General features: G+C 63.0%; 25 protein-coding genes. 4 read left to right on the top strand and 21 right to left on the bottom strand.

Going from position 1 to position 24,240, the window contains the following annotated elements; genetic code table 11:
• Window positions 1-121 precede the first annotated feature (121 nt).
• Window positions 122-901: a histidine utilization repressor gene (gene hutC / locus OKW20_RS09755; RefSeq protein WP_429172325.1), complete on the top strand. Its 780-nt coding sequence runs from the start codon at window positions 122-124 to the stop codon at window positions 899-901.
• A 57-nt stretch (window positions 902-958) separates the two neighbouring features.
• Here hutC and OKW20_RS09750 read toward each other — a convergent pair whose 3' ends face one another.
• From OKW20_RS09750 to OKW20_RS09720, 7 genes are all read right to left on the bottom strand, one after another.
• Window positions 959-2,212, bottom strand: coding sequence for an adenylate/guanylate cyclase domain-containing protein (locus OKW20_RS09750; protein WP_429171823.1), 1,254 nt, complete (start codon window positions 2,210-2,212; stop codon window positions 959-961).
• Window positions 2,213-2,356: 144 nt separating this feature from the next.
• Window positions 2,357-3,826, bottom strand: coding sequence for a sensor histidine kinase (locus OKW20_RS09745; protein WP_429171821.1), 1,470 nt, complete (start codon window positions 3,824-3,826; stop codon window positions 2,357-2,359).
• On the bottom strand, window positions 3,823-4,497 hold the full coding sequence (locus OKW20_RS09740) for a response regulator transcription factor (protein ID WP_034787757.1): 675 nt from the start codon (window positions 4,495-4,497) through the stop codon (window positions 3,823-3,825). The genes OKW20_RS09745 and OKW20_RS09740 overlap by 4 nt, the downstream gene beginning before the upstream one ends.
• A gap of 66 nt (window positions 4,498-4,563) precedes the next feature.
• A complete protein-coding gene (locus OKW20_RS09735) occupies window positions 4,564-4,941 on the bottom strand; it encodes a hypothetical protein (RefSeq protein WP_429171819.1) in 378 nt (125 codons plus the stop codon).
• Between the two features lie 243 nt (window positions 4,942-5,184).
• A complete protein-coding gene (locus OKW20_RS09730; RefSeq protein WP_429171817.1) occupies window positions 5,185-5,427 on the bottom strand; it encodes a hypothetical protein in 243 nt (80 codons plus the stop codon).
• A gap of 413 nt (window positions 5,428-5,840) precedes the next feature.
• Window positions 5,841-6,608, bottom strand: a complete 768-nt coding sequence (locus OKW20_RS09725; RefSeq protein ID WP_429171815.1) for an EAL domain-containing protein — start codon at window positions 6,606-6,608, stop codon at window positions 5,841-5,843.
• Window positions 6,609-6,685: 77 nt separating this feature from the next.
• The gene (locus OKW20_RS09720) at window positions 6,686-7,516 is read right to left on the bottom strand and encodes a hypothetical protein (RefSeq protein WP_429171814.1); all 831 of its coding nucleotides are present in this window, start codon (window positions 7,514-7,516) and stop codon (window positions 6,686-6,688) included.
• A gap of 269 nt (window positions 7,517-7,785) precedes the next feature.
• Here OKW20_RS09720 and OKW20_RS09715 point away from each other — a divergent pair, with 269 nt between their 5' ends.
• Together OKW20_RS09715 and OKW20_RS09710 are read left to right on the top strand one after the other, a co-directional pair.
• Window positions 7,786-9,081: a sensor histidine kinase gene (locus OKW20_RS09715; protein WP_429171812.1), complete on the top strand. Its 1,296-nt coding sequence runs from the start codon at window positions 7,786-7,788 to the stop codon at window positions 9,079-9,081.
• A 5-nt stretch (window positions 9,082-9,086) separates the two neighbouring features.
• Window positions 9,087-9,728 (top strand): response regulator, encoded by a 642-nt coding sequence (locus OKW20_RS09710; protein ID WP_429171810.1) that lies wholly within the window; start codon window positions 9,087-9,089, stop codon window positions 9,726-9,728.
• 51 nt (window positions 9,729-9,779) lie between these two features.
• Here the strand turns inward: OKW20_RS09710 and OKW20_RS09705 are convergent, their stop codons facing one another.
• On the bottom strand, window positions 9,780-10,241 hold the full coding sequence (locus OKW20_RS09705; protein ID WP_429172323.1) for a hypothetical protein: 462 nt from the start codon (window positions 10,239-10,241) through the stop codon (window positions 9,780-9,782).
• Window positions 10,242-10,683: 442 nt separating this feature from the next.
• Here OKW20_RS09705 and OKW20_RS09700 point away from each other — a divergent pair, with 442 nt between their 5' ends.
• On the top strand, window positions 10,684-11,832 hold the full coding sequence (locus OKW20_RS09700) for a hypothetical protein (protein WP_429171808.1): 1,149 nt from the start codon (window positions 10,684-10,686) through the stop codon (window positions 11,830-11,832).
• 40 nt (window positions 11,833-11,872) lie between these two features.
• Here the strand turns inward: OKW20_RS09700 and OKW20_RS09695 are convergent, their stop codons facing one another.
• The 13 genes from OKW20_RS09695 to OKW20_RS09635 all read right to left on the bottom strand — a co-directional run bounded on the left by OKW20_RS09695 (window position 11,873) and on the right by OKW20_RS09635 (window position 24,217).
• Window positions 11,873-12,955 carry an ABC transporter ATP-binding protein gene (locus tag OKW20_RS09695; RefSeq protein ID WP_429171807.1) on the bottom strand — a complete coding sequence of 361 codons (1,083 nt, stop codon included), beginning with the start codon at window positions 12,953-12,955 and terminating at the stop codon, window positions 11,873-11,875.
• Window positions 12,956-12,958: 3 nt separating this feature from the next.
• Window positions 12,959-14,005, bottom strand: a complete 1,047-nt coding sequence (locus OKW20_RS09690; protein ID WP_429171805.1) for an NAD(P)-dependent alcohol dehydrogenase — start codon at window positions 14,003-14,005, stop codon at window positions 12,959-12,961.
• Window positions 14,006-14,037: 32 nt separating this feature from the next.
• Window positions 14,038-14,859 carry a carbohydrate ABC transporter permease gene (locus OKW20_RS09685; protein ID WP_043612250.1) on the bottom strand — a complete coding sequence of 274 codons (822 nt, stop codon included), beginning with the start codon at window positions 14,857-14,859 and terminating at the stop codon, window positions 14,038-14,040.
• Window positions 14,859-15,719 (bottom strand): carbohydrate ABC transporter permease, encoded by an 861-nt coding sequence (locus OKW20_RS09680; protein WP_043612248.1) that lies wholly within the window; start codon window positions 15,717-15,719, stop codon window positions 14,859-14,861. The genes OKW20_RS09685 and OKW20_RS09680 overlap by 1 nt, the downstream gene beginning before the upstream one ends.
• Window positions 15,720-15,815: 96 nt before the next feature.
• Window positions 15,816-17,093, bottom strand: coding sequence for an ABC transporter substrate-binding protein (locus tag OKW20_RS09675; RefSeq protein WP_429171803.1), 1,278 nt, complete (start codon window positions 17,091-17,093; stop codon window positions 15,816-15,818).
• 228 nt (window positions 17,094-17,321) lie between these two features.
• Entirely contained in the window at window positions 17,322-18,254 is a 933-nt protein-coding gene (locus OKW20_RS09670; RefSeq protein ID WP_429171801.1) for an AraC family transcriptional regulator, read from the bottom strand.
• A gap of 97 nt (window positions 18,255-18,351) precedes the next feature.
• Window positions 18,352-19,584 (bottom strand): peptidase T, encoded by a 1,233-nt coding sequence (pepT, locus tag OKW20_RS09665; protein WP_429171800.1) that lies wholly within the window; start codon window positions 19,582-19,584, stop codon window positions 18,352-18,354.
• Between the two features lie 101 nt (window positions 19,585-19,685).
• Window positions 19,686-19,961: a type II toxin-antitoxin system RelE/ParE family toxin gene (locus OKW20_RS09660; protein WP_429172321.1), complete on the bottom strand. Its 276-nt coding sequence runs from the start codon at window positions 19,959-19,961 to the stop codon at window positions 19,686-19,688.
• Complete coding sequence (locus OKW20_RS09655) at window positions 19,961-20,221, bottom strand: CopG family ribbon-helix-helix protein (RefSeq protein WP_429171799.1); 261 nt, start codon at window positions 20,219-20,221, stop codon at window positions 19,961-19,963. The genes OKW20_RS09660 and OKW20_RS09655 overlap by 1 nt, the downstream gene beginning before the upstream one ends.
• A 68-nt stretch (window positions 20,222-20,289) precedes the next feature.
• On the bottom strand, window positions 20,290-21,099 hold the full coding sequence (gene hpaI / locus OKW20_RS09650) for a 4-hydroxy-2-oxoheptanedioate aldolase (protein ID WP_429171798.1): 810 nt from the start codon (window positions 21,097-21,099) through the stop codon (window positions 20,290-20,292).
• Window positions 21,100-21,107: 8 nt separating this feature from the next.
• Entirely contained in the window at window positions 21,108-21,911 is an 804-nt protein-coding gene (gene hpaH, locus OKW20_RS09645; RefSeq protein WP_429171796.1) for a 2-oxo-hept-4-ene-1,7-dioate hydratase, read from the bottom strand.
• Between the two features lie 3 nt (window positions 21,912-21,914).
• Window positions 21,915-22,784 carry a fumarylacetoacetate hydrolase family protein gene (locus OKW20_RS09640; protein WP_429171794.1) on the bottom strand — a complete coding sequence of 290 codons (870 nt, stop codon included), beginning with the start codon at window positions 22,782-22,784 and terminating at the stop codon, window positions 21,915-21,917.
• Window positions 22,781-24,217, bottom strand: a complete 1,437-nt coding sequence (locus OKW20_RS09635) for a pyridoxal phosphate-dependent decarboxylase family protein (protein WP_429171792.1) — start codon at window positions 24,215-24,217, stop codon at window positions 22,781-22,783. The genes OKW20_RS09640 and OKW20_RS09635 overlap by 4 nt, the downstream gene beginning before the upstream one ends.
• Between the last annotated feature and the right edge of the window lie 23 nt (window positions 24,218-24,240).

Genomic DNA, 24,240 nt, shown 5'->3' with positions numbered 1-24,240 from the left:
ACTGCGCCGGTCAAGCCGTTGACAGCTGTCAACGGGCAAGCCGATTTCCGCGGTCGTGGAAAAGCGCAAATCGGAGAGAGAAGGGCTGTTTCGTGGCTGCGAATTGATTAAGTTCGCTGTCATGGACACCAAGCAAGATCGATCCGTTTCAAGTGCTCCGCCTGGCGATACGGCCGACAATCAGGGGCAGGTGCTGTCGCTGCATCAGCGCATACTCGGTGACGTCGAAGGGCGCATCCTTTCCGGGGAGTGGCCGCCCGGACACCGCATCCCGTTCGAGCACGAACTGACCGAGCAATACGACTGCTCGCGCATGACGGTGAACAAGGCCCTGACGGAACTCGTCAAGCGCGGGCTGATTGAGCGGCGGCGCAAGTCGGGAAGCTACGTTACATTCCCGCAGGTCCAGTCCGCCGTCATGGAGATCCACGACGTCAAACTCGAAGTCCAGTCGCTGGGGCTCGATTACAGCTTCCGCGTCGATGAGCGAAAAGTGCGCAAGGTCGAGGGCCGGGATCGGGAACGCCTGGATCTCCCGAGTTCGGGCAAGCTGCTGGACGTAACGTGCCGGCATTTTGCCGGCTCACGTCCCTTTTGCTTCGAGGAGCGGTTGATCAGCCTTTCTGCGGTTCCGGAGGCGGAAGAGGAAACGTTCGAGACTGCAGCGCCCGGTTCGTGGCTGCTCGGCAAGGTGCCGTGGAGCACGGCCGAACACCGTATTCGCGCCGTGGCGGCCAGTAAATCGGCAGCGCAGGCGCTCGACATCACCACCGGCACCGCCTGCCTCGTCATCGAGCGGCGCACCTGGAGCGGACGGGCGCCGGTCACGCATGTAAGGCTCACCTATCCCGGCGACCGCCACGAACTCGTTGCTCAATTCGCGCCGAGCCCGATCGGCTAACCGGCCTCACCGGTTGTCCGCGGACAACTCGTGAGGCCGGGGTAGCAATAGCGCCAGCTATCCCGCGGCGACGCGCAGCCTCGGCGATGGTCCGTTGCCGGAAAAAGCGAAGACCTCGATCGGTTCGCCGATCCCCCTGACGGGATAGGCGCCGAGATGCTCCATGCTCGAGGCGCACCCGGCGAGTTCGACGAAGGCGCGCGACAGCAGCACCGGGCGCTTTGTTTCCTTGGTCAGGCTCTCAAGCCTCGACGCGATGTTGACGGCGGGTCCGATGACCGTGAAGTCGAGCCGGCGGCGCGAGCCGATGTTACCGTACATCACGTCGCCGACATGCACGCCGATCCCGTAGCCGAACGGCTCGCGACCCTTCGCGAGGTTGTCCTGGTTGAGGACGACAATGGCTGCTTCCGCCTCCCGGATCGCCTGGAGCAGGTTCTCGGCGGCGTCAGGGTTGCTTAACGGAAAGATCGCCAGCAGCCCGTCGCCCATGAATTTGAGGATCTCACCGCCGTGGCGCTCGATCGGTTCCGACATGGCGTCGAAATAGGCGTTGAGAAGTTCGATCACGTCGTCGCGTGGCCAGAGATCGGAAAGCTTGGTGAAATTACGCAGGTCGCAGATGAGGATGGCGGCGCCGACGGTGACCCCGCTGCCCCGTGTCGTGGCCCCGGCAAGGATCTGTTCGCTGGCGTGCGGGCCGACATAGGTTTCGAGCAGCGTTCGGACGAAGCGGTTCTTCAGCCGGATTTCACTGACCAGCGCCAGCGCCGGCACCATTTTCGCGAGGAAGGCCAGATGCTCGTCTTCGAAGCCGCCCTTCCGGTCGGTGGCAAAGGTGACGATGTGGCGTTTGCCGAGCGTGTGCTCGAGTGGCCAGGCGATGTATTCGGTCAGGCCTTCCGCTCTGAGGTCCACATAAAGCGAGCTCTGCTCCTGCTCTTCCGTCAGGTCCTCAAGGTTGGTCCGAACCTCGGTGCCCCCGTTGTTGATCACGTAGAGCGGGCTGTTGAGGTAGAGAGCGGTGTTCTGGGTGCCATAATCGTAGAGATCGATTTCGCCCTCGGCCAGTCCCTTGCGCCAGAGAATGCGGGCGCCCAGCCATTGCGGATGGTTGATGCGGAAGTGCAAGGTGGCGCGCGCGACGGGAACACCGGCTGCCTGCAGCCGTTCGCCCAACTCGACGAGGATGTTGTCGATGAAGCGCTCGTTGCGCGTTTCGATGATCAGCCAGTCGAGCACGCTTTGGCGTCGAGCCGGCCAGCTGCCATCCTCGGGTGAAGGCGAGGGGGCCTCAGATGGGGTCTGCATTGCTGTTCTCCATGACGCTCAAACGGGTGAAGCCGCGTAAGCCGAACGATGTATCGCAGCAAATGTGGAGCATCGGCAGCGCCTTGATAAGGGGCAACCTGAAAAGCTTTTGAGAAATCTGGGGCGACATGCCGCCCGCTTCCGTCAGACGATTGGACGTGCCGGCGCGGCCGCAGACCGATTTCCGTCCATCAGCGGCAATTGCAGGCGCACCCGCGCGCCGCGCCATGGACCGGAGAGAATGTCGATACGGCCGCCGTGGAGCCGAGCGATCTCCCGCGCGAGATTGAGCCCGAGGCCGGCGCCGGTGGAGCGCGGGCGCAAGCGATAGAAAGGTTCGAAGACGCGCTCGCGTTCCTCCACCGGAATGCCGGCACCTTCGTCATGGATTTCGAGCCCGCCGGCGGCATCGACCAGCACGGTGATCGTGCCGGCACCGCCGCCATGTTCGATGGCGTTGCGCAGGAGGTTGGCCACGGCCTGCTCGATCTGCCGCGGGCGGGCGCGGACCAGGGCGACCGGCGCTTCGCCTTCGAATGCCAGCTCGTAGCCGGCTTCGAACGCAAGCGGCGCGAAGTCGGCAGCCATGACCCTCCCGAGAGCGACGAGGTCGACCGCTTCGAGCGGGCCGCCGGCATGTTCGAGGACCTGCCGGTCGAGAAGTTGCTGCGCGAGATGTGACAGGCGTTCGATGTCGAGCCTGAGGCGCGTCGTTTCGGGGTCTTCCTGCAGAAGCTCGGCGCGGGTTCGCAGGATCGCGATCGGGGTGCGCAACTCGTGGGCCGCGTCGGTCAGGAAACGGTTGCGCTGGTCGTATCCTTCTCCAAGCCGCGCCAGGGCCCGGTTGAAGGCCCGCACCAGAGGGGCGATTTCGGTCGGCACTTCCTCGGTTTCGAGCTGCACAGCGCGGTTGTCGATGTCGATGCGCCCCGCCTGGTCGGCGGTCGAAACGAGGCTTGCGAGCGAGCGGCGCACGACGGCCGGCGTCGTCAGCAGGGTGGAGACACCCATGACCAGGATGATCGGCAAAAGGAAGCAAAGGACGACGAGGACAAGTGTCGGCATGACCGCCATCCAGGCCGTCTTACCGTCGAGGTCGCGCGCCATGTCGACATTGATGCTGATCTGCACGTCCAACGGTTCGTTGTCGCGGCGGGAAGAAACGGTTGCGGTGAGGATCTGGGCCCGGCCGGCTTCTGTCTCGACATTGTGGAGGACCGCGTCCGGCAGCGTGCCGCCCTCTTCGAAAAGCAGTTTCGCTCCCTCCACACGTTGCAGCAGGTCGTCACCGGCTCCCTCATAGGGGGCAGGGACGTTTCCGTAGCGCACGACCTGGCCGGCGGCGTCGCGGACGATGTACCAGAGATTGGGATAGGACTGGCGAAGCTCCCGCAGGTCCTCCGTCTCGTGCACGGTCAGCAGGCCGTTCGCGTCGCGCCCGACGGCGCGGTCGAGCACATCCACAGCGGCTTCGTTGTCGACGAGGAGGCGTGGCTGGGCGATGAACACGCCCAGGAAGAGGAGCCCGATGAAGACGACCAACGTGGCCGCCTGCAGGAGGATAAGCCGACGGACGAGGACCCATTGCAGCGAGCGCGGACGAACCTTGATCATGTCGTCGCGCGCAGGAGATAGCCGAGGTTGCGGATCGCCCGGATTTCGACGCCGGCGCCGACATCGTCGAGCTTGCGGCGCAGGCGCGAAAGATGGGAGTCGAGCGCGTTGGATTCGATCTCGTCTTCCATGGCGTAGACCGATTCCTCAAGCGTCGCCCTGAGCACGGTTCGGCCGGGCCGACGCATCAGCGCTTCGAGCGCAAGCCGTTCCCGGCGCAGGAGGTCGAGCGGCTTGTCGTCCACGGCAGCCTCCCGGTGGCGGAAGTCGTAGATGAGCCGCCCGACTTTCGTTTGCTCCGATTTGAGCGTGACCGGCCGGCGGGCAAGCGCGCGCAGCCGCGCCATCAGTTCCTCGACGGCAAAGGGCTTGGAAAGGTAATCGTCGGCGCCGGCATCGAGACCGCTGACCCGGTCGTTGATCGATCCGAGCGCGGTCAGCATCAGGATCGGCGCCTCGACGCCGAGGCTTCTGAGCTTCGGAATGAGATCCAGCCCCTCGCCATCGGGCACCCGGCGGTCAAGCACGACCACGTCATAGGGCCAGAGCTCGGCAACGGCCTCGGCGTCGGCGAGCGTCGAGACATGATCGACGATCACCTGGCGCCGCGCCAGGGCAGCCTTGAGGGCCGAGGCCATCTCCGGCTCGTCTTCCAGCAGCAAGATGCGCATGCGAGTTTCCCCCCTGTGCCCGCACCTATGCGGGGCGCCGATCCGTCACGTCACTTGCCCGCGGCGTCATTCGCATTCCAGCTTCGGCTGGCGGAAGTTGGTGATGTACCAGCGGCCCTGCTGCATCCGGGCGTAGAAGCTATAGAAGCACTCCTGCTCCTCGACATAACCCGGTGTCGAATATTCCTCGTAGCGCATTCCGCGGCGGGTGTCCCTGATTTCGCCGCTCGACGAGCCGGAGACGACATTTGTCGAGATCTTGCGCCATTGATAGGCGCGCTCGTTCCAGCCAAGATCGAGAATGTTGGTGGGTGGGCCATAGTCGATGATGACGGATTCGACCGGTTGGCCGATATAGGTCTTCATCGTATCGGATGCACAGCCGGCCAACAGAGCGGCGGCGGCGAAGCAGGCGAGGGTGCGAAACCCCTTTGTGGAGAGCATGGCGGATCCCGGTTTTCCTGCAGCGCCGCTCGTCCACGGGACGCGCGAAGCCAGCAGTTGTCGTTGACGTGCCGCCTGTCCGGACCGACTGCGGTCCGGATCGATGCGACGACTGACCGGGAGCTAAAGCGCCAAGATTACAGGGGCATTGCAGGGCCGCGGCGAAGCTCGCGAAAGCCGCCCCGACGAAGCTGGCGACCGCGCAACGGATATCGCTTCGACCGATAAAGCGCTGCTTGCTTCCTAGGCAGCGCGGTCTGCGTCACGGGCTTGCGTGGCCTTGGGATCCGCTGCGTAAACCAGGCCCGGCTTGACGATCCATTCGCCCGTGCGAAGTGCCAGAACGTCAAAGCCGCCGCCCGCCAGGCGCGGTGCGACGCCAACGAAGCGGTAGAGCAGGCCATCTCCGTCGCGCACGGCCTCCTGTATCGGGCAACCGCCCAGAGACCCGATGACGGCGCCTTCGAACGCGACACCCGCCAGCATGAAATATTCCGTTGGCAGGCGTCGGCTGGCTCTGCGGGAGAGTTTGAACCCGTTTGTGAATTTCATAATCTTGCTCGTCTGAGACGCTTTCGGATCCGGCAAAGCCGGTGCCGGCAAGCGTCTGCGTTGTTCTGCTCGCGTCCGGAGCCGGGCGGCATGCCGCCAACGGAAAATCCGGCCGATCGCAGGAAAGGTGAATGCAGCGGCACCGGGTTGCGGCGCGGCACGTCTCAAGCCATTCAAAAGCGGCACCAGCATGGCAGCTAACCTGGGGCAAAACGACTTGTCGGCTCATTGCCTTCAACTGCTTCTATCGCGCGGATCGGCATAGGATTTCGCTTGGGAAGGCGGGACGGAAAGATCAGGAAAGCATAAAGGGAGGTGGGTTGTGCGCTGCTTGACTTGGCGGGACGCTAGCAAAGCAGCGCGCTATGCGCTGGGTGTATCTCACCGCCAAACAACGGGCTAAGCGTCGGCTCGGAGAGCAGGAACCCTTGCACATGCGTTGCGCCGGCGCCTTGCGCGGCCTCGAATTGCGCATAGGTTTCAACGCCTTCGACCACGACGACGGGGGCGACGCAGGAAGCCAGGCCTACCATGTGCAGGAGGAACCGCTCCGCGTCGGGGCGTCCAAGCCGCAGGAAGAAACCGTCGATCTTCACGATATCGACCGGCAGGGACAAAAGTGCTTCCGGTGTCGAAAAACCCGTTCCGAAGTCATCGACGGCGATCCGATAGCCAAGGTCACGCACGCTCCGCACGAAGCGTGCGGCCGTCGGAAGCGCCGAGATCGGTAGGCTTTCGGCGAGTTCGAGTACGATGCGCGATGCCAGCCGCCGATGGGTCGACAGCAGATCGAGAAGGAGCGTCCGGTTGCGCTCGTCACAGATGCTCTCGACTGAGATGTTGCAGCCGAGGTCACCAGAGGGATGATGCGCCAACCAGTCGAAGGCAAGCGTGAGCATGTGCCTGTCCAGCGCCGCGATGCGCCCGGCCGCCTCCAGATAGCGTACGAACTCGCTGGCGGTCATGACCTCTCCGTCCGGCCGGATGATCCTTCCCAGACACTCCGAATAGAGTACGGTGCCGACATCGGCTACGGCATTGACGTGTTGAAGTGAAAACCCGACGCGCCCTTTTTTTGCTGCGTGGTCGAAAATTTCCACAACACGATCAAGCATTTAAACTCCATTGGCTTGGACGCGGCTCCGGCTGCAACCGCCGGCTCACCAGGGATGGGCCGGCGGCTCACTCCTGGCTATTGGGCTATTTCCGGCTCGGGCTCGACGACAACCACCGTTGGCGGCGGCAGCGTTTCGCGGATTTCGTCGATCTTGCCGTTGGCCGGGCCGACGCCGAGAATCCCCTTGGCTTCGTTGACCATATCGTCGCTTACCACGCCGTCTCGGGTGAAGCTGGCCAAAGCCTCGCGCAATGCCTCGTCACTCAGTGCTGGATCCGCGGGGATGGCGTCGACGCCGTTTTCGGCCTCGAAATGTGCATAGGCGACCGCATAGGCGGAAATGGCGGCCATCTTCGGGTCATTCGAATTGAGATAGGCGTGGTAGTTGCGATTGAGCGAACGGAAGCCGGGCGTCGCTCCCGGCGTCACCGGTTCGACCACCGGGTCCGATACGATTGCGACCGACTTGGCGGCTTTTTCAACCCTTACCGATTTGGCCGCTTTGGATTTGCTGCCGGAGCTCTCGGATTTGTGGTGCGACTTTTCAATCGAGCGCTCGCTTTTCGTTCCCTTGCTTGCGCGGGAATCGTCGGATTTGCCGTGACTGGAACCGCTACCGTGACTGCTGCTGCTACCACTGCTACCGCCGCCACCACCATTGCCGCCACCGTTACCTCCACCGCCGCCGCCGCCATTGCCGCCTTTGGCGTAGGCTGAATCGATCAGGCCCAGGGGAGCGGCAGCCATCGGGGCGACGGCCAGCGTCAGTGCCACGATGCTGCGGGCGATCAGTTTCGCAGGCATGATAATCTCCATGTTTCCAATCCGTTGTTCTCCGTTCCTTTTCGGACTCAGCGAACACCCTTGCTGCAAGTGACGATATCCGCGCCCCGGAGAAGCTGCCATCGGCCCCAGACCATTGCCTCCGTGCCTAGGACTTAGGTCCTATTCCGCGGCATCAAAGGTCCGAAGGCGGTGAGGGGAGCCGGCGTTGTCATTGACCCTGCCGCGAGAGTGGTTAGGTTGGCGCGGCCTTGCTACAATCGGCGCGCCGCGCGAGCCGGCGGCCCGATCCGAGAGACCTGGTGCACGTCCAACACCTTATCACCCGCTGGAATTCTCAATCTCTAGCCACGCAGTTTCTGCTGATCGGAGGCGCGGTCGCCGCTTGCGCGATGGTTCTGGTCGGCGCCTTCGTTTCGAACAGGATTGAAGACGCTGTCACCCGGAATTCCGCTGCAACGACGGCGCTCTACGTCGACAGCGTGATCGCGCCGTTGCTGCCCGACATGCAGACGAACGAGGTGCTCGACGAAACGGTCGCCCGTGCGCTGGACGAGACGCTTGGCCAGGGGGCGCTCGGTGAACGCCTCCTCTCGTTCCGCCTGTGGCGTGCGGATGGCACGCTTCTCTATTCGAGCGACCAGGCGGGCGTCGGCACCAAGGTGGAGCCGAGCGAGGAACTTCAGACGGCATTTTCGGGAAAGATGGTCGCCCGCTTTGACCAGGCAGGGGATGGAACGACGGACGAGACGGCGGCGGTGCCGGCGCTGGCCATCTACAATCCCGTGCTGCAGCCCTGGTCCGGCCAGGTGGTCGCCGTCTCGGAATTTCACGAAGTCGCCAATGATTTCGAGCAAAGCCTCAATCAGGCCCGCGCTCACACATGGTTGGCGGTCGCAGCCTTCACCCTTGCCTTCTTCGTCGTACTGTCGGCGATCGTGCTTCGCGGCAGCAAGACGATCGAAAGCCAGCGGCATGCGCTCGCCCAGCGCGTTGACGAGCTTTCGGCATCGCTGGCGCAGAACGAAACGTTGCGCGGCCGGCTGCAGCGCGCGTCGCAGCGCGCCACCGCCTTGAACGAAAGCTACCTGAGGCGCATCGGCGCGGATCTGCATGATGGCCCCGCCCAGCTCGTCGCCTATGCTTCGCTGAGGCTGGGCAGCGAGACCTTGAAGCGCGACGCGACGCCGGCGGCTACCCGTGCGCGCGAAATCGGCGCGATCAAGGCGAGCCTCGACGAGGCGATGCAGGAAATCCGCACGATCTGCGGCGGCCTGGTTCTGCCGCAGATCGAGACGGCCGGGCTGGCAGAGATCCTGCAGCGATGCGTGAAGGCTCATCAGCAACGCACCGGGTCGGCGGTCGAACTCATCCTTGCCGATCCGCCGGACCGTCTGTCGCAGGCGGCAAAGATCTGCATCTACCGCTTCGTGCAGGAAGCCCTCAACAACGGCTATCGGCACGCCGGCGGCGTGAGGCAGCAGGTGTCGCAGCGGACGGTCGGCGACCGTGTCACCATTGAGGTCGCCGATGGCGGGCCGGGATTTGACCCCGACAAAGTTCCGCCCACAAGTCTTGGTCTTGCCGGTCTGCGCGAGCGGATCGAAAGTCTCGGCGGAACGTTCGAGCTCATCGTCGAGCCGACTGGCACAACCGTTCGCATGACGACCAGCGTCAAGGAGATCTGACAATCATGACGTCAAGGATACGCGTTGCCGTGGTCGACGACCACCCTCTGTTTCGAGAAGGCGTGACCCGGAGCCTGTCGGAGATCGAGGGGTTTGAGATCGTCGCCGAGGGCAGCTCGAAGGACGACGCGACCGAGATCGCGCGAAGCTTTGGACCGGACGTGATGCTCATGGATATCTCGATGCCCGGCGGCGGGCTGGACGCCATACCGGCGATCCTGGAGGTCGCTCCGGCGCAGAAGATCATCATGCTCACGGTATCCGAGGACGGAGACGACGTGACCACGGCGCTCGATCGCGGTGCGACCGGCTATGTGCTGAAGGGCGTCGGCGCATCGGCACTCGCCGAGGTCATTCGCACTGTCGCTTCGGGCGAGCGCTACGTGGCGCCGACCCTGTCGGCCAAGCTTTTGTCGACGAAAGCGCCGACTCAGCCTGGAAAATCCAGCCTGGTTGCAGGCCTGACGCCGCGCGAAAAAGAGGTCCTGCAACTGGTGGCGGCCGGCATGAGCAACAAGCACGTCGCCATCGAGCTGGACCTGCAGGAAAAGACCGTGAAGCATCACATGACGCAGATCATGACGAAGCTGGGGGTCGCCAACCGCACCGAAGCGGCGATGGTTCTGCGCGACGCGCGCGAGCTTTAGCTGCCGGGACCGACGGAAACCGCGGCCGCACCGGCGCGGATCATCGGCGTGCTAGTGCGCGAATGTCTGCATGCGCTGCTTGTCGGCTGATGTCGCGCGCCGGTTGATGATCGTCCGTCCGCGGGCATCCTTCATGATGTAGCGCCCCTTTCTGACCTGCTCGGTTATGCCGCCCTTGTGGCGGATACCGGCTTCGCCGTCGCCCTCGTCGTCTTCACTGGCACGGGAGGCCTTGGAGTTCCCGCCGGAACGGTTTTCGTTGGAATTCCCGTTTCCATTGCCGTTGCCACCGCCATTGCCATTGCCGTTATTGCCGCCGCCGCCGCCGTTTCCACCGCCATTGCCGCCACCGTTGCCACCATTCCCGCCACCATTGTTGCCGTTTTTGGCAAGGGCGGCCGTCTCGGTGATCGAGAGCCCCGCGCGGGTCAGATCGAGCTTGTAGGGAAGGGTCGTCACCAACAGGACCGCGGGCCAGAAGAATGCAGCAAGAAAAATCCGGCAACTGGGCATTTCAGTCCTCTGGCACTGGGCAAGACGCATAGTTGGGTACATTCCGGCGGATACCGGCATTCTCGACTTTGCTCATGGCCGGCATGGCCAGTCAACGCGCGTCCGCGCCGTTTACGCTTTCCCAGACCTTTCCCCGGCGACGGCCGGACAATCGTCGGATTTCCTTAAGACCAAAGTCGGGCTCCTTGCGGCGTCGCTTGGCGGTCGCGGCCGAACGTTTCCTACCGAGCGGCGGTCTGGGGCGTGAGCCAGGTCGTCAGGCGGGGCCTGCGATCGAAATTGTCATGCACACCGTTGCATCGTTTCATTTGCCATATTCTCGACACCGAGATCGTTGACGTCTCCGGCAGGCTGGGACCACCCGGCGCTCATCGAGCGCCCGCTCCTGCGCCTCTTCGGAGGCTCGGGGGCGGGCGTTTTGCGCCTATTGAAAGATCAACACTTGTCACACGACAAATCGACCGGGCACGTCAAGAAACGCATCGTGCTGCATTTTCCCGGCTTCGAGCCGCTGGATGCCGGCAAACATCAGGCGCGCTACAGGCGATCGGCGGTCAAGACCGCGAAACTCCAGGATTTTGATGTGCAGGTCGGGCAGGTGCAAAGCGAGGGACCTGGCCGCTATTTCGACGTGGACAGCCAGGGTGCGGACTGGCAGACGGCCAGCCGCGTCTACATCTTCGATCACGATGAAATCGTCAGACGCCTGAACGGCCGGGGCACGCTGCATAGAATGGTCGCGGGCTACCTGAGCGCCCTGCGCGTCGTCTGGGAAGGCGGTGCGTTCGGCTACTTCCGGCATGCCTGGCGGTTCGGCCTGTTCTTTCTCTTTCCGTTCCTGCTGGTAGCAATCGGCGTGGCGGGGAGCGTGTTGATCGGCACCGCGCCCTATTGGCTTGCGCTTGAATCGTCACTTCTCGTCCTAAGCGTGATCGTCGCCTATCTCGCCTTTTTCAAGCTGTTTCTCCCCTGGTCGGAGCGGTGGCATACTCTGCATCTCTTTTCCGACTGGGAGCTGGCGGTTGCCGTCGCACGTCTGGAAAAACCCTATTTCAAGCAATGGGTTGAGGACAATCTGGCATCCGTCAGAACAGCGCTCAGCGAGCCGGCCGACGAATATGTCATCAGCTCCCACAGCATGGGCTCCAGCATCGCCACCCAGGTGATCGGCACGCTGGTGGAGCGGGAGCCGGACCTCTTTGCGGGAAAACGTGTCGTCTTCGTCACGCTCGGCGGCGCGATCCTGCAATGCGCTTTGCTGCGCTCGGCAGAAGTGCTGCGCGCGCGTGTCGGTGCCATCGCCCGGGTGAAGGATATCTTCTGGTTCGACGTGCAGTGCCTGACGGATGCGATCAATTTCTACAGGTGCAAGGTGGTGGCGCTTGCCGGACACGACGATGCTCCGCAGCCGCCCATCGTCTTCATCCGGCTGAAGCACATGCTGTCGCCGGAGCGCTATGGCCGGATCAAGCGCGACTTCCTGCGTGTGCATCGCCAATACGTGCTCGATGCCGACGTCCGCGCGCCCTTCGATTTTACGATGATGACCGCCGGGCCGCTCCCGGCTGCCTCTTTCACCAACGCGGCCTGAAGGCAAACAGTCCTGTCGGGGCAGGGCTGTTGCTTGCCGCTCACATATTCAGCACCGAGAGACCGCTCTCCCGGTCGAACAGGTGCAAGCCGTTTGGCTCGATTGTGAAGGATACGGCTTCCCCCGGTCTGGGGCAGCCGCTGGCCTTGACCAGTGCGCCGATTTCCTTGCCGGCAAACAGGAAGGTCACGAGCGCGTCGTTGCCATGAAACTCGACCAGGTCGGCGATGCCCTCGACACGATTGAGCCCGCTCTGCGCCGGCACCAGGTCGGCGGGACGTATGCCCAGCACCAGCGTCTGGCCATGGCGAAGCGCGAACCTGTCGTCCGAGATCGCGAAGCTGCCGCCCGCACTGCGCAATAGCCAGCCGCCTTCTGTCTTTTCGGCCGTCACGTCGATGAAATTCATGTTGGGTGTGCCGATAAAGCCGGCGACGAAGAGCGTGCGCGGGCGTTCGTATATCTCGGCGGGCGTTCCGACCTGCTCGATCGCGCCACCCTTCATCAGGACGATCCGGTCGGCAAGTGTCATCGCCTCCAACTGGTCGTGGGTCACATAGATCGTCGTGGTCTTCAGCTTCTGGTGCAGCCGGGCGATCTCGACCCGCATGTGATTGCGCAGCTTCGCGTCGAGATTGGAGAGCGGCTCGTCGAACAGGAAGACGCGCGGCGTCTTGATCATGGCGCGGGCGATGGCCACACGCTGCTGCTGTCCACCCGAAAGTTCGGTCGGCTTGCGGGAGAGATAGGGCACCAGCCCAAGCGTTGCCGATACAGCGCGAATGCGCGTATCGATCTCCGCCTTCGGTACCTTCATGCGCTTCAGCCCGAAAGCGATATTGTCGTAGATCGTCATGTGTGGGTAGAGCGCATAGTTCTGGAAGACCATGGCGACGCCGCGGTCGCGAGGCGGCAGGTCGTTGACCGCCCGCCCGCCGATCGAGACAATGCCGCCGGAGATATCCTCAAGGCCGGCAATCATGCGTAGCAGCGTGGACTTGCCGCAGCCGGATGGACCGAGAAACACGATGAATTCATGATCGGCGACATCGAGGTTGAAATCCTTGATGACGTTGACGGCGCCATATTGCTTGTCGACGCTGGAGCAGACGATGTTTGCCATGGCTCAATCCTTCCCACTGTCCATGCGGATCTGCAGCTTGATATCCGTCGGCCGGGCAGAAGCAGCGCGCTCGAACGCGTTGATGCTGTCTTCGAAACGAAAGGTTTCGGTGATCAGCGGCTTCAGGTCGACCTTGCCGGACGCGATCAATTGCAGGGCTCGGTCGAAAATGTTGGCGTAGCGAAACACGGTCTCGATGCGGACCTCCTTGGAGATCGCGCCCGGTACGTCGAACTGGACGGCTTCGACCGGCAGCCCCACCAGCACCACGGCACCGCCGGGGCGCACCAGATCGAAAATCCTCGAAAAGGCCTTGGCGCTGCCGCTTGCTTCGAAGACGACATCGGCGCCCCAGCCACCGGTCTCGGCAGCGACCACGTCGGCAAAGGCTTGTTCGGCGATGTTGACCGGGGTGATGCCCGGATATTGTGCTGCGATGGCCAGTTTCTCGGCGCTGAAATCCGAGATGAAGACGCGGCTGCAGCCGCCGGCAAGGGCCGCAAGCGCCACCATGATGCCGATCGGCCCGCAGCCGATGACCGCGGCGACATCTCCGGGTGCGATCCGGGCGCGGGCGGCCGCCTGCATGCCGATCGCGAAGGGTTCGACCATGGCACCCTCGGCAAAGGAGACATTATCAGGGAGCTTGTAGGTGAAGGCGGCCGGGTGGATGACGAAGGGCGCCAGCACCCCATGCACCGGCGGCGTCGCCCAGAAGCGCACCTTGGGGTCGACATTGTAGATGCCGAGCTTGGAAGCGCGGGAGGTCAGTTCCGGGACACCCGGCTCCATGCAGACGCGGTCGCCGACGTCGAGCGTTTCGACATTGCTGCCGACCGCAACGACGGTGCCGGCCGCCTCATGCCCGAGCACCATCGGTTCACGCACCACATAGGGGCCGATGGCGCCGTGGGTGTAGTAGTGCACGTCGCTGCCGCAGACGCCGACCGTGTGGATGGCGATCTTGACATCATCGGGACCAAGTTCCAGCGGGAGATCGATCTCCCGGATTGCGAGCTTGCCTTTTTGCTCGAGGACCAACGCTTGCATGAAGGATTTCCTTGTTTTTTCAGTCTTGGGATTCATTGGGTCTTGCGCTTGAAGGCGCTGTTGAGCATGCCGCTTAGAACCCCGATGAAGAGCAGCGGCGGGATGGAGAGCAGCACGACGGATGCGTTGAGGATGCCCCAGGGCACGTCGCGACCGAGCTGCGTCAGCTCCGAGGCGACGATCGGCAACGTCTTGGCGTCGGACGTCGTCAGCATCAGCGCGATCAGGAATTCGTTCCAGACGAGCACGAAGGCAAAGGCGACAGCGCCGATCAGCGATCGAAGGGCAATCGGCAGGGCGATCAGGAAGAAGATCGCATAGGGGCCGTAGCCATCGACGCGGGCCGCCTCCTCGACTTCCTTCGGCACGCGGGCAAAGGCCGGGACGCTCAGCCAGATGATGGTCGCGAGCGTCAGCAGCGAATAGGTGACGATCATCGACAGGCGCGTGTCGTAAAACCCGAAATCGAGCCAGATCACCATCAGTGGAATGGCGATCGCCACCGGCGGCAGGAAGCGCAGCGACAGAACGAAGAACTGGATGTCACGGGACCACCGGTTGGGGTAGCGCGCGATTGCATAGGCGGCCGGCAGGCCGAGGACGGCACCGATCAGCACCGCGGCGGCCGATATCAGCAGCGAATTGACGAGGCCGGCAAAGACGCTTTCGCGACTGAGCACATAGGCGAAGTTGTCGAGCGTTGGCTCGAAGATGAAGAGCGGTGTCGGGGTGACGATATCGACGCGGTTCTTGAAGGCGTTGAGTGTCGTCCAGACCATCGGGAAGACGGCGGAGAAGGCGGCGAGGCCAAGGATCAGCCGGCCGATGAGACGGCCAATGGTGTGAGCGGTCATCACTGAACCCTCTTCCAGATGAAGGTGAAGGCGATCGAGGTGGCGATCATCATCAGAACCGCCATGCTGGAGGCATAGGAGATGCGGCCGGACTCGATGAAGCCTTGCGAGAAGGCGTACATGTCGAGCGTTTCGGTTGAGATGCCGGGGCCGCCGCGGGTCATGACGTAGATCAGGTCGAAGGCGCGCAGCGACTCGATCATCTTGACGAAGGCAAGCGAGATCAGCGGCGCCTTCAGCATCGGCAGCGCGATGAAGGCATAGATCTCCCAGGTCCGAGCATGGTCGAGTTTTGCGGCCTCGAACGGCTGCGGTGGCAAAGTCTCTAGCAGTTTCAGAACGATGACAGCGAAGAACAGGCCCCATTGCCAAACGTCGACCAGCGCGACGGTCGCAAGTGCAGTCGCCGGATTGGAGAGCAGGTCGAGCGGCTGGCCAGTAATCGCCTTGTAGGGGTAGGTGGCGATGCCATAGAGCGGATGGAAGGCGAACTTCCAGACGAAGGCGGCCGATACCCGCGGCAGGATGACCGGCACCAGAAACAGAAGCGCCAGCAGATTGCGCGTGCGCGGCGAGACGCATTCGAACAGCAGGATGCCAAGGCCGACGGCGATCAGGAGCGTCATGCCGACGGTCACCGCTTCCCAGGTAAGAGAGACGCCGATGGCGTTGATGAAGCGCCGATCCGAGAACAGGTCGATGTAGTTGGCAAAGCCGATAAGATTGCCGTCGGGACGACTGAGCTCCCGGTTCTGGAAGGAAATGTAGATCGCATAGGCCGTCGGCACGAGCGCGAGAACGGCGAGGATCCCCATGGCCGGGGTGAGGAACACCGCCGGCAGGTTGTTTTTTTGGCTCATGTCATGACGTCCTGCGGCTGAACGCGAAACGCGCCACCGATGGTGCGGTGGGCCACCGACCGGCTTTCCGCCTGCCGATGGCCCTGGGAGGAACGGTTATTGGCTGCGGGCAACCAAGTCCTTGGCAAAGCCGTCGAGCTCGTCGAGGCCTTCCTTGATGTCGGTGCGCGTTCCGGTGATCAACTCCTCGAGGATGATGCCCCAGCGGTCGCCAAGATCAGGCCATTGCGGGTTCTGCCAGAAGTTGACGGCGGTGACCTTGCCGGTATCGGCGAGCGCCTGGCCGAGATCGGGCCCGTAGAGTTCGGCGAATTTCGGGCTGGTCATGATGCTGGTGCGATTGAGTTCGCTAAACTGTCCAGCTTCGAGCCGCCGGGCCTCGTTTTCCTTCGATGTCGCCCAGGCGACGAACAGACCGGCGCAGGCCTTGGAGGCCTCGTCCTTGTTGGCCTTCATGCCGATCGCGAGACCATGGCCGTAGCCGCCGCCCGTCAGCGGTGCCGGAGGCGGCAGGTAGCCGACCTTGCCGGCGACCTTGGAGGATTTCGGATCGATCGCCATACCGACCAGCGGCGTGGATTCGATCAGCATCGCCACCTGGCCGGAGGTGAAGGCGCCGACCGCCTCGTCCCAGCCGCCGGTCTGGCTGCCCGGTGCCGAGTACTTGAAGAGTTCGAGATAGGTCTCAGTCGCCTTGACCGCCTCAGCGCCGTCGAAGACCGGCGTCTTGCCGTCGAACCAGTTGCCGCCAAAGCCCTTGAAGAATGGCATCCAGCGCCAGACATTGGCGCCCGAGCCGCGTTGGCCGCGAAGAGCTGTGCCGTAGATGCCCTGGTCGGGCTGATTGAGCTTCTTCACTGCGGCAACATATTCGTCGAGCGTCTTCGGCGGGGTAATGCCAGCGACCTCGAGCAGGTCCTTGCGATAGACCATCAGGTCGCCGCCGCCGGTGACCGGCGCAAACCAGACCTTGCCGTCATAGGTGGCAACCTTCTGCCGGCCCGGATCGAAATCGGCGTAGTCGTATTCCGCCGGATAATAATCCGTCAGCGGCGCGACCCAGCCGGCCGACGCAAACAGCGCCACATTGGCTTCGTCGATGTAGTAGACGTTGTATTTGCCGATGGTCGAGGCGTCGGCCTTGGTCTTGGCGCGCCGATCGTTTTCGTTGAGATAGTCGATCTCGAAGGATGCGCCGCCGGATAGCTTCTCGAATTCGGACTTGTAGGCCTCAAGAAGCGTCAGCCCGTCGCGGGGCTGGGCCAGCACCTTGATCGTGCCGGAGCATTCGGCCGCGACCGCAAGAGTCGTCAGGCCGGTGGAAAAAAGGCATGCAAAGGCGATGCTCGAAACGAGCGTTTTGGCTTTAGTCATTGTGAAAAGACCTCCCCAGGTCTGCGATGCGCGCCGGATACTCCTCAGGTCCGGTGCGTCTCCTCATAGCGAACCGTTTCGCTGATCCTGATGATAGACCTTACACTCCGCCGAACTAGCGTGCCCGTTGCGGCGATTCTATACTTTCATGCGCCGTTCCGCCCGCAAAGGACTATTTGCAGTGCAGCAAAATGCAAGGATTCATCGTTGGCGTCCGAACGTGGCGCCCTAAGAGCGGGACGTACGACGCTGGCCTGTCAGCCGCCGGTAGGCCGACGGCGTCATCTTGTGTTGGCGCAGGAAGGTGCGGTTGAAGTTGGAGATGTTGAGGTAACCGACTTCGAAGCAGATGTCGGTGATCGGCATCTCGGTTTCGGCAAGCAGCTTGCAGGCCTGCCAGATGCGCAGCTTGTTGACGTGGTCGGTGAAGGTGTTGCCAGTGTTCTTCTTGAAGAAGCGCGAAAACGCGGTCTCGCTCATGCCGGCCTCCCTGGCGAGGTCGGCCAGATGGATGTCGGTCGCGATGTTCTCGTAGATGAAGGCAAGCGACTGGCGCAGCACGTCGAGCGATTGCTGGTCGAGCTCCGGCGCGAATTCCGGTGAGGAGAGCAGCTCGTATTCCTTGGTGTTGACGAGCAGGTCGAGCAGCTGGATGAACAATGAGAGGCGCGAGAGACCTGTCAATGTGCCCATTCGCTCGATGAGCTCGGCTCCCTGCGTCCGGGTCTTTCCATGAAACACCAGGCCGCGCTCGGCGCGGGCGAAGAAGGCTTCGAGTTCTGCAAATTCCGGCAGTGTGTCGGTGATCTCGCGCATGCGGTCCGGATGAAACTGAATGACGATGTCGCGCCCCTCGATCACTTCGCCGGGCTCGGTGACCGTCACCCAGTCATGCGGCAGGTTGCTGCCGATGACAGTGAGATAACCCGGACCGAACTGGCCGATATGATCACCGACGAAGGCAAGGCCCGAGGCCTTGCGGATGAGATGGATTTCGATCTCCGGATGGAAGTTCCAGACGTTGCGTTCCCACGGATAATCGTCCAGACGCCAAAGGAAGGTCTCGTTGACGCCGGTAACGATGTGCTCGAAGGTCGGCGGGTTGGTTGCGAGCGAAGCGGGCTTTGCCGGCGCGCGTTTTGAGCCCCGCGCCGTACTCATTGCCTGACCCTCCTTCGCGCCGTGTCTATCGGTCGTCTCCTTTGGAGAAGGAGCGGCCACCTATTGCACCCAAGCCGCCCCGTTTTCCGAAACTATGTCAGGCGCGCTCGGCCCAGATCTTCGCGAGTTCCACCAGCGTCTTGACGCTACGATCCATGTCCTGGCGGCTGACCCACTCGAGCGGCGAGTGGAAGGCGTGGCCGCCGGCAAAGAGGTTGGCAGACGGCAGGCCCATGAAGGAGAGCCGCGAACCGTCGGTGCCGCCGCGGATGCTGCCGCGCACCGGCTGCATGCCGGCCCGGCGGATCGCCTCGATGGCGTTCTCGACGATCTCCGGATGACGGTCGAGGATGGCCTTCATGTTGCGGTACTGCTGTTTGATCTCGAAGCTGTAGGTCGAACCCGGATAGGCCTTCATCACGTCCTTGACGATGCCTTCGAGCATGGCTTCCTTCGTGGCAAGGCCCGCCTCGTCGAAGTCGCGCACGATGAGGCCGAGCTGCGCCTTGTCCATCGAGCCGGTCACTCCGGTCGGGTGCACGAAGCCGTCGCGCCCTTCTGTGCCCTCGGGAGACACGTCGCGCGGTAGCCGGCTAATGATGTCGCCGGCAATTTTGATCGCGTTCTCCATCTTGTCCTTGGCAAAGCCCGGATGGATGGCGACGCCATGAATGACGATCTCTACGCCATCGGCGGAGAAGGTTTCGTCCTCGATATGACCGGCGGTTTCGCCATCGACCGTATAGCAGAACTCGGCGCCGAGTTTCTTCAAGTCGACTTTGTCGACACCGCGGCCGATCTCCTCGTCGGTGGTGAAGAGCAGCTTGATCGTGCCGTGCTTGATTTCGGGATTGTCGACGAGAACTTGAGCGGCCGTGACGATCTCGGCAAGCCCTGCCTTGTCGTCGGCGCCGAGCAGCGTCGTGCCGTCGGTGGTGACGATGTCATTGCCGATCTGGTCGTTGAGAACCGGGTGGTCGGCGACGCGGATCACCTGCTGCGGATCGCCCTTAAGCCTGATATCGCCGCCCTGATAGTTGCTGACGATCTGCGGCTTGACGTTCGTGCCGGTGAAATCGGGTGCCGTGTCCATGTGCGAGCACCAGCAGATTACCGGCACCGGCTTGTCCACGTTCGAAGGAATGGTGGCATAGACATAGCCGTTTTCATCGAGATGGGAGTCGGCAAGGCCGATCGCAAGCAGTTCCTCGACGAGTACCCGCCCGAGGTTCTTCTGCTTTTCCGTCGAAGGCTGCGTCTTCGACCTGGCGTCGGATTGGGTGTCGATGACGACATAACGGAGGAAACGGTCGAGAACGGTATCGGTCATGGCGGGAATCCAATGCTGGTGGGCGTAAGACCGCTATACTCCCGCGTCACGATTCCTCAAACCGGATTCGGTCGTGGCGTATCGAGCGGGAACATCTTGGCTCAGCGGTCTTCGCGCGTATGCCAGATGCGCAGGATAAAGATCGTTGACTGCTTGATCTCATAGCGTACTTCATAGTGTCCAACGAGCAAGCGACGAACTTCTCTTGGCGCGAACTCGTCAAGGCGTTCCCCAAGACGGGGCTGCTCGATCAGATGGGACGGCGCGGAGAGTAAGGACTGCACCGTCCGTGCGGCCGCTCTCCTGTTGACGGGCGCCAGAAACTCGAAAAGGCGCCCCAAATCGGACGAGGCCTTTGGCGTCCACTTCAGTTCCATCATTGCGGAACGGGGAGCGGAGTATCGCTGTCGAGGCTGTCGGCCCAGGCCTGCATGGCCTGATGATCAATGACGTTTCCGGCATCGACATCGGCAAGCGCCTCAAGCGTCAAACGGCGTCGTTCTTCTTCCTGGTCGACCCAGGCAGCAAGCGCCTGCTTGATGATCCAGCCGCGCGGTCGCTCCAGACGGGCCGCGAGCTGATCCACCTTTTCTGCAAGCGGCAACGGAATGTGCGCAGTCAGCACTTTCGTTTCCATGTGTATCTCCCTTAATCAGCATTAATCATAGTGATTAATGCTGATTAAGTCGATGGGACGAGCGCGCTTCAGTAAGACCCGCCAGATCGCCCCGTTCCGGGACCGCGTTCAACACCCTTGAACTCCGCGGCCAGTTTGGACGTTGCGCCGACCAGCAGGCCGGCATCGTTGCCGACGGCGACGAAGGTGGCGCCGAGGTCGAGGTAGCGACGGGCGAGTGCCTGGTCCGAGGTGAGAATGCCGGCGGCTTTTCCATGCGACTGGATGGCGAGCAGCGCCGCTTCGACCGCCTCTTGCACTTCGGGCGCGCCGGGTCTGCCGAGATAGCCCATGTCTGCTGCAAGGTCGGCAGGGCCGATGAACACGCCGTCGACGCCTTCGGTGGTCGTGATCTCGTCGAGCGCGGCAAGGCCGGCCCGGCTTTCGATCTGCACCAGCAGGCAGACCTCGTCGTTGGCGGTCTGCAGATAGTCCGGAATGCGATTGAAGGCCGATGCCCGCGCAAGGGCGGCGCCGACGCCGCGCACGCCATGGGGCGGGTAGCGCACGGCGCGCACCAGGGCGCGGGCCTGTTCGGCGCTTTCAACCATCGGCACCAGCAGCGTCTGCGCGCCGATATCGAGGATCTGCTTGATCATCCAGGTTTCGCCGATCGGCGGGCGGACGATGGCATGGCTTGGCGACGCGGCCAGCGCCTGGAGTTGCGCCGCCAGTAGCGGAACGTCGTTCGGCGCATGCTCGGCGTCGATCAGCAGCCAGTCGAAACCGGCGCCGCCGCAGACCTCGGCGGTGTATGGATTGGCGAGCGCCAGCCAGAGCCCGATCTGCGGACGCTTCTCGGCCAGGGCCTGTTTGAACGGGTTGCGCGGAGCGGGCATGGTCGGTCCTATTCGAAGAAGCAACTGACGGTCCCGGAAGGTCCGAAGTCGGCGACGATGGTGTCGCCGTGGCGGGCCTCGACCGGGCGGATGAAAGAACCGGCAAGCACGATCTGGCCGGCGTCGATGCGATCGCCGTAAAGCGCCAGCCGATTGGCGAGCCAGGCGATGCCGCGGGCCGGGTGGTTGAGCACGCCGGCGCCGAGCCCGGTCTCTTCGACCTCGGCATTGCGCGAGACGATCGCGCCCATCCAGCGCATGTCGATCGCATCCGGCCGCATCTGCCGCCCACCGAGAACGATGCCGGCATTGGCGGCATTGTCCGAAATGGTATCGACGATGGTACGGGCCTTCTTCGTTTCGGGATCGACGCGCAGGATGCGTGTGTCGAGGATTTCGAGTGCCGGCGTCACATAGTCGGTGGCGTTCAAGACGTCGAAGACGGTGACGTTGGGGCCGGCAAGCGGCGCCTTCATCACGAAGGCGATCTCGGCCTCGATGCGTGGCTGGATGAAGCGGCTGCCCGGGATACGCGCGCCATCCTCAAACAGCATGTCGTCGAAGAGCACGCCGGAATCCGGGATGTCGATGTTGAGGGCATATTGCATCGCCTTGGAGGTCAGGCCGATCTTCCAGCCGATCACCCGGCGCCCCCCGGCGATCTTCTGCTTCACCCAGGCGGCCTGCACCGCATAGGCGTCGTCCATGGTCATTTCGGGGTGCTTGAGCGACAGCAGACCGGTCTGGACACGCTCGCGTTCGGCGGTGTCGAGGGCGCTAGCTGCGGCCTCGATCTGGGATTTGTCGAGCATCGATCAGGCCTCGTCGGCAATGGGGTTGATGAGCGTGCCGATGCCCTCGGCCTCGACCTCGACGATGTCGCCGGGCTTCAGCCAGATCGGCGGATCGAAACGGGCACCGGCACCGGTCGGTGTGCCGGTGACGATAACGTCGCCGGGAACCAGCGTCGTGAAGGTCGAGACGTAGTTGATGATCTTGCGGAAGGAGAAGATCATCCGGCTGGTGCGATCCTGTTGGCGCACCTCGCCGTTCACCCGCGTTTCGAGCTTGATATCCGCAAGCTGTGCCTCATTGGTGAAAGGCACCAGCCAGGGGCCGATCGATCCCGTGCGGTCGAAATTCTTGCCCTGGGTGACATTGAACTTGGCGTGGCGCACCCAGTCGCGGATCGTGCCTTCGTTGCAAAGCGACAGTGCCGCGATATGGTCGAGCGCGCTCGCCTCGGGGATGCGGCGGCCGCCCTTGCCGATGACGATGACGATCTCGCCCTCATAGTCGAGCTGAGGGCTTTCAGGCGGGCGGATCAGCGGCTGACGGTGGCCGGTAAACGACCGCGGAAAGCGGATGAACAGCGACGGGTTGGCGGGTGCCGCCTGGCCATCCTTGTATTCCTCGTTACGGTCGGGGAAGTTGACGCCGACGCAGATGATCTTTTCCGGTGCCGGCACCGGGATCTCGTACCGGATCTCGTCGAGCGAGAGGTCGGGTGTAAGGCCCGCCGCCTCGTCCGTAAGCCGGGCAAGGGCGCCGGCTTCGATGACTTCGCACAAGGTCGGAAAGGTCGATCCGTGCCTTTCCGACAGGTCGATGATGCCATTGCCGGAAACGACACCGTAGCCGGCTTTTCCGCCGGCCGAAAAGCTTACGAAACGGGGATGGTTCATAGCGCGGCTTCCGTATTCTGCTGGTGTTTGTTGAGCGCGGCCGCGACTTCGGTGATCACCTCGAAGGCGGTGGTGGCATCTTCCTCCGTCATGTCGAACTGGCCGGCCTGGAAGCGGATTGCGACGTGGCCGTCGACGCGGGTCTGGGTCAGGTAGATACGGCCGTCGTCGTTGATCGCGTTGACCAGCGCGATGTTATGGGCGTCTGCATCGCCCTGGCTGCGATGACGGAACGAAAACAGCGACAGCATCGGCGGCGTGACGATCTCGAAATCCTTGTGGCTGCCCAGCCGCTCCGCCAATTGTTCCGACCAGCGCACATGGTTGCGGATCATCGTCTGCAGCCCGTCGAGTCCGTGGAAGCGCAGCAGGAACCAGAGTTTCAGCGCGCGGAAGCGCCGGCCGAGCGGGATTGTCCATTCGGAATAGTTGATGATGCCGTCGCGGCCGTGGGTCTTCAGATATTCCGGCTGGATTGCGAGTGTTTTCACCAGATCGCCGGGACTGCGGATGAAATGCGCCGAGCAATCGAATTGCGCGCCGAGCCACTTGTGCGGGTTGAAGACGACGGAATCCGCCTGCTCGACGCCGGTCCAGAGGGTCCGGAATTCCTCGCAGATCATCGCGGCACCGGCCCAGGCGGCGTCCACATGGACATAGAGGCCGTGGGCATGCGCAACCCGCACCACCTCGGCGATGTCGTCGCAGGCGCCAGTGCTCGTGCCGCCGGTGCAGGCAATTACGCCCGCCGGCACGAGGCCCGCCGCCTTGTCGCGAAGGATTGCAGCTTCGAGCGCCTGGCAGTCCATCGCCCGGTGCGGACCCTTTGCCGGGATACGCACGAGGTTTTCCTCGCCGATGCCCGAAACCCAGATCGCCCGGTCGATCGAGGTATGAACCTGATCGGAGGAATAGATGCGCAGCTGCGGCTGGCTGGCGAGACCCTTCCTGTTGCCCTGCCACCCAAGCGCCTTTTCGCGCATGACCAGCACGGCAGAGAGCGTCGCCGAGGAGGCGGAATCCTGGATCACGCCGGAAAAGCCTTCGGGCAGCCCGATCGCCTGGCGCAGCCAGTCGAGCACCTTGGTCTCAAGCTCGGTCGCTGCCGGCGAGGTCTGCCAGAGCATGCATTGCGCCGCCATGGCGGTGACCAGATATTCCGCGACGACAGAGACTGGCGCGGCATTCGCCGGGAAGTAGGCGAAGAAGCGCGGATGCTGCCAATGGGTCATGCCGGGCAGGATGATCTTTTCGAAATCCTCGAAGATCGCCTGCATGTCCTCGCCTGTCTTCGGCGGCTGCGACGGGATCTGGGCGGCGATCGCGCCCGGTGCCGTCTGTGCCCGCACCGGCCGATCGCGCAACGACGCGCGGTAGTCGGCACCCCATTGCGCTGCCTTCAGCGACCATTCTCCGAAACTTTTCTGATCCACCCTGTTCCTCCGTCAACTCTTGT

The organism is Ensifer sp. LBL, from assembly GCF_050435225.1.
Classification (GTDB): domain Bacteria; phylum Pseudomonadota; class Alphaproteobacteria; order Rhizobiales; family Rhizobiaceae; genus Ensifer.
This window is presented reverse-complemented; position numbering and strand designations above follow the sequence as displayed.